This window comes from Sulfuricurvum sp. (assembly GCF_049305995.1).
Taxonomy (GTDB): domain Bacteria; phylum Campylobacterota; class Campylobacteria; order Campylobacterales; family Sulfurimonadaceae; genus Sulfuricurvum.
In genome coordinates, this window is the sequence record NZ_JBAQPS010000238.1 from 1 (window position 1) to 4,925 (window position 4,925).

General features: G+C 38.0%; 5 protein-coding genes. 4 read left to right on the top strand and 1 reads right to left on the bottom strand.

The window, feature by feature from the left end; genetic code table 11:
- Positions 1-1,189: KAP family P-loop NTPase fold protein (locus WA010_RS08300; protein WP_422556659.1), on the bottom strand; the 1,189-nt coding region annotated here is incomplete at its 3' end.
- Between the two features lie 193 nt (positions 1,190-1,382).
- On the opposite strand from WA010_RS08300, the gene WA010_RS08305 reads away from it, so the two are divergent.
- The 4 genes from WA010_RS08305 to WA010_RS08320 all read left to right on the top strand — a co-directional run.
- The gene (locus WA010_RS08305) at positions 1,383-1,649 is read left to right on the top strand and encodes a toxin (RefSeq protein WP_422556660.1); all 267 of its coding nucleotides are present in this window, start codon (positions 1,383-1,385) and stop codon (positions 1,647-1,649) included.
- A gap of 3 nt (positions 1,650-1,652) precedes the next feature.
- The gene (locus tag WA010_RS08310; RefSeq protein WP_422556661.1) at positions 1,653-1,946 is read left to right on the top strand and encodes a hypothetical protein; all 294 of its coding nucleotides are present in this window, start codon (positions 1,653-1,655) and stop codon (positions 1,944-1,946) included.
- 70 nt (positions 1,947-2,016) lie between these two features.
- The gene (gene serS / locus WA010_RS08315) at positions 2,017-3,261 is read left to right on the top strand and encodes a serine--tRNA ligase (RefSeq protein WP_422556662.1); all 1,245 of its coding nucleotides are present in this window, start codon (positions 2,017-2,019) and stop codon (positions 3,259-3,261) included.
- A 17-nt stretch (positions 3,262-3,278) separates the two neighbouring features.
- Positions 3,279-4,925, top strand: a 1,647-nt coding sequence (locus WA010_RS08320; protein WP_422556663.1) for a tetratricopeptide repeat protein, incomplete at its 3' end; no start/stop codon positions are given.

Genomic DNA, 4,925 nt, shown 5'->3' on the forward strand with positions numbered 1-4,925 from the left:
GATTTAATTGAAGTGAATTATTTTTAAGGAAATTTCCTTTTTGATTATTATTAGTTTCTATAAAATTATAAAAATGAATATTTGAATATTGTTTCAACATAATCAAAAATAGCAAATATCCTAAGTGTATAGAGTCAGTCGTTTGCCAAGTCAAGACAATAGCAGATAAAACCGTTGCCACTTGTTCCTGATCTCTTAAACTCAACTTGAACAAACTGGCATAGAGGGTAAAAAGTTCAATATTGAGATCTTTGTCTTTGTAAACCTCTTGTTCTAAAGGAGAAAATAGTTTTTCATCTTTGGTAATACCGTGAAGTTCAAAAAGATACTGCGCAAAGGCATAATTATCAGGTTTTATCAGATTGTATTCTTGGTCAAAAAAACGTTTTAAATAGCGTTCGGATGCAAAATTTTGACCATAAACAGCATTGATGGAGTGTGATAGTTGTTTCGAATCCGTTGCAATTACAAACACTATTCCGGGAATATCAAAGATATGTTTGATATTTTCGAGTAACTCAATCGCATAGCTAGGACGGCATCGATCTAACTCATCGATAAAAACAAACATTGGCAATTGCTTAGATGCAATGTTTTTATCAATGTAACTCAATAATTTTTTCATATTTTCTTTGAATGTACTGATGCTTTGTCGAACGGTTTCATGATCTGCCAATGCAGATTCGGCTAATTTTGAAAGTACCGATTCAACTTCATTTTTTGTTGAATCATCATTAGATATTTCTGCTTTATCTTCATCTTTTGTTTGCTCAGGTTCTTCATTGAAATGATCGTACGTCATTCCAGTAAGATTTTTAACAAGCATTGGGATTAGAAGTTTTTTTAATGGATTATATACTTTATCGAATAGTTTTTTCCCCTTAGTGCTTTTGCTAAGAAATGGATTCAAAGAACTATTCATTTCTGAGATAAAAGCTAACAGTGGCTGATCCGAATAATCGTTTTGCCACGCATCAAAATAAATGACAGGATGTTTTTGTGATTTCAAGTCTTCAGCAATATTTTTTAAAAAGTAAGTTTTACCAAATCCCCATTCAGCATTGATATTTAATACAAAAGGCTTATTTTGGGCGTTTGCATAACGCTTTAAAAGATATTCGGAAAGAAACTTGCCTTCACTCTGTCGGTTCAGTAAATCATCTTCCCAAATAACTTGTTTTTCTTCCATTTTATTAACCCATTAACTTTGTATTTTGTGATAGATAGTTTACAGCAAATTCGTTCATTATTGCATAGGTGTATTTCGTTCGTGGTGAGCTCACGTGAGCTCAGGGCGAACGAGATTATTTTAATACTTATTGCATTTTACATACAATTAATATACAATTATGAAATAATATCTTTAGCAAGTGGGGGATCAAATGGTTTTTGATTGGAACGATGATAAAAACACCCTCCTCAAAGAGAATCGAAATGTCTGTTTTGAAGATGTCGTTACCAGTATCCAAGAAGATAAACTTCTCGACATTGTCAAAAATCCAAGTACCAATCATCAGAGCCAATACTGCTTGATTGTCGAAATTATGGACTATGCCTATATCGTCCCGTTCGTAAAAGAGGGAGAGATATTTTTTCTAAAAACGATCTATCCCAGCCGAAAACAGACCAAAAAATACATCAAGGAGTAGCCGATGCGTACCAAGACAATCTATACCGATGAAGAGTTAGCCATTGTAGAAGCGGTAGAAAACGGTGAGTATGTTCCTCTCCCAAAAGATGAGCTTGAAAGCCTCAAACAGTCGCTAAAAATTGCTGCTTCCGAAACGATCAAACAGCGCTCCAAACGGAAAGCGATTAGTATCCGTCTCTTCGAAGATGACATCACGAAACTCAAAGCGATGGCACTCAATGAGGGTATCCCCTATCAAACCTATATCACTCACGTCATCCATAAAATTACGACGGGACAAGTGCGGGTATCATAAGCATTTTTCACCTAATTTCAGCCTCTTTTGGCTATAATCGATCATTATTAAATCCATGAAATGAGCCTTTATGATCGATGTAAAACTTCTCCAGAAAAATTTTGACGAAACCTCAACCGCACTAATGCGAAAAAAAGTGGATATTGCACTAATCACTGAACTAAAAAGTGCCAATGAAGAGCTCAAAAGTGCCAAACTTGCCTATGAGACAATTCAAGCCAATCAAAATTCCCTCAGTCGCCTTTTCGGTCAATACAAAAAAGAGGGTAAAAACACCGATGAGCTGAAAATTGAAATCGATAACAATAAACGCACATTAAATGAATATTTGGATTGGCAAAGAAATGCCGAAGAAGCTCTCGATGCAATCATCATGCGTGTCCCGAACATCCCCGACGGCTCTGTACCTGATGGCGAGGATGAAAACGACAACATCGAACTCCGCAAAGTCCTCACCCCTCCGACATTCACATTCACCCCTAAAGAGCACTGGGAATTGGCGGAGCAAAACGGTTGGATCGATTTTGAGCGGGGTGTCAAACTCGCCAAAAGCCGTTTCAGTGTTGTCGGCGGTATGGGTGCACGGCTAGAGCGCGCGTTGATCAATTTCATGCTCGATTTTAACCGTGAACGTGGGTTTGAAGAGTTCAGTGTTCCGATGCTCGTCAACCGTCGTGCATTAGAGGGGACGGGACAGCTTCCGAAGTTTGAAGATGATTTGTTCAAAGTCGAAGAGGAAGAGCTTTATCTCATTCCGACGGCGGAAGTCCCTCTCACCAACCTTTACCAAGATGAAATTTTAAACGGTGCCGATTTACCGATCAAAATGACGGGATACACCTCATGTTTTCGCAAAGAAGCAGGGAGCGGCGGACGTGACGTACGCGGTATGATCCGTCAGCATCAGTTTCACAAAGTCGAACTGGTCTCCATCACCCGTGCCGATCAAAGCGACGCGGTGTTTGAAGAGATGGTTGCGTGTGCTTCCGATCTTCTCGCGGTGCTTGGGCTTCCACACCGTCTCGTTACCCTCTGCACAGGGGATCTAGGATTCGGTGCAGCTAGGACGGTAGACCTCGAAGTGTGGCTGCCGGGACAAAATACCTACCGCGAAATCAGTTCCGTCTCCAATACACGGGACTTCCAAGCCCGTCGTGCGAAGATCCGCTACAAAGAAGAGGGAAAAAACATCCTCGCTCACACCCTAAACGGTTCAAGTTTAGCGGTCGGTCGGACGATGATAGCTATTATGGAAAATTTCCAACAAGAAGACGGCAGTATTATCATCCCTGCCGTATTGCAAAAATACCTCTAAAAGGTTAAAGAGAGCCCATGGCTGAAGATCAAGAAGAGATAATCGTCATTGAAGAGTCGGATGCCGCAGGCGTCGACAAAACAGCCACTCCAAAAGATAATGTCTCAGAAACATCAGATGTTCCGCAAAAAAAGAAAAAACTAATTATTATCGTTGGTGCAATAATTACACTACTCGTACTATTGGGAGGCGGAAGTTGGTTTTTCTTTTTTAACGGGCATGGAGAGGAAGCAGTCTCCGAAGAAGTTCTAATTAGTGAAAAAAGCAATCATTCGGAAAATCCAATCATTGAGCCCAGTGAGCTTGAAAGTATGATAGAAAGGGCTAATTCTCTCTATGCCAATGGTCATCAAAATGAGGCACTCAAATTGTATGAAAAAATTGCCCTCTACTCTGAGGCCATTTCACAATACAATCTCGGTGTTGTTCAACTTAAGGAGGGAGATTACAACGGAGCACTTGAGAATTTTAAGCGTTCTATTGCAAGCAATGAAAACCAATGCGTAAGTGCAATCAATGCTGCCGTATGTTCTGTACACCTTAAAAAAGAAAAAGATTTTAATACTTATATCAAAATGGCACAAACTTATCTTCCTCAAGAAACAAATTCGCCTATGTATTCGTATTATTATGCTTTAATTAATTACTACCAAGGTCATTATCTTGAAGCACTCAGTGCACTTAAACATCCTACAACTGAAGAGTATTTAGAAATACAAAATAAACTACGTGCAAAAATTGGTGCAGTATATGCAGATTATAACAACGCGATAGATGCTTTAGAAAATCCATTTCAAGAAGAAGATACTTTTTCTTTGGGACTCATGTATGCTAATCTAGGTAATTTGCCAATGGCAGCAAAATATCTCAACAATGCTATTATCCAAAACAATAAACCTATTCAAGAGCAATTGGCATTAGCCTTTATTCAACTCAAATCAGGTCTCCATAAAGATGCTTCGGTTCTTATACAAAAAACAACCGAAGCTTATCCGAAAGATGTCTACACACCCTATCCTATTGAAGTATTTTTAAAACCATCTCTTTTCAATCCTGATGACAATCAAGATATTTACAGAGACCATAAAAATAATCGCTCAAAAATTTATCAAACTCTTTTTTATTTTGCCCCTTATAAAATTTACAATGCACATCAAACAATCAGCTATATTCAAAAAGGAAATGCAAATATTTATATTGATGATATCAGTAGTGCCAAAGAATATTTACAAAAAAGTTCACGCGCTTCAAGTGTCAATTATGGTATTGCTCAAGCTATTCAAAAAGCACTTAAATTTCATTTGAGAGAAGCGAACTCACAACTATTAACGCTTCTTAAAACAAATCCTCAACACTCAATATTGCACTATAATTTAGCATTAACGTATGCACAACTAGGAGATACTTCGAAAGCTTATGACCATTTTCTGCGTTCATACCATCTCGATGCAAGCAATTATCTTTCCGGTATATTTGCTGTAATGAGTTCTGAAATGATCGGAAAGGTTAATCCAAAATTAAGTTCAATTTTAAAAGACAACCTTTCACTGGAACCGGATCAAGAAGAGTTTAAACTTTATCGTACCATGATGGACATTACCCAAAATAATTTTCCAAGTGCCGCAAAATGGCTTGATAATACCTACAAAGAACGTCCTCTCTAT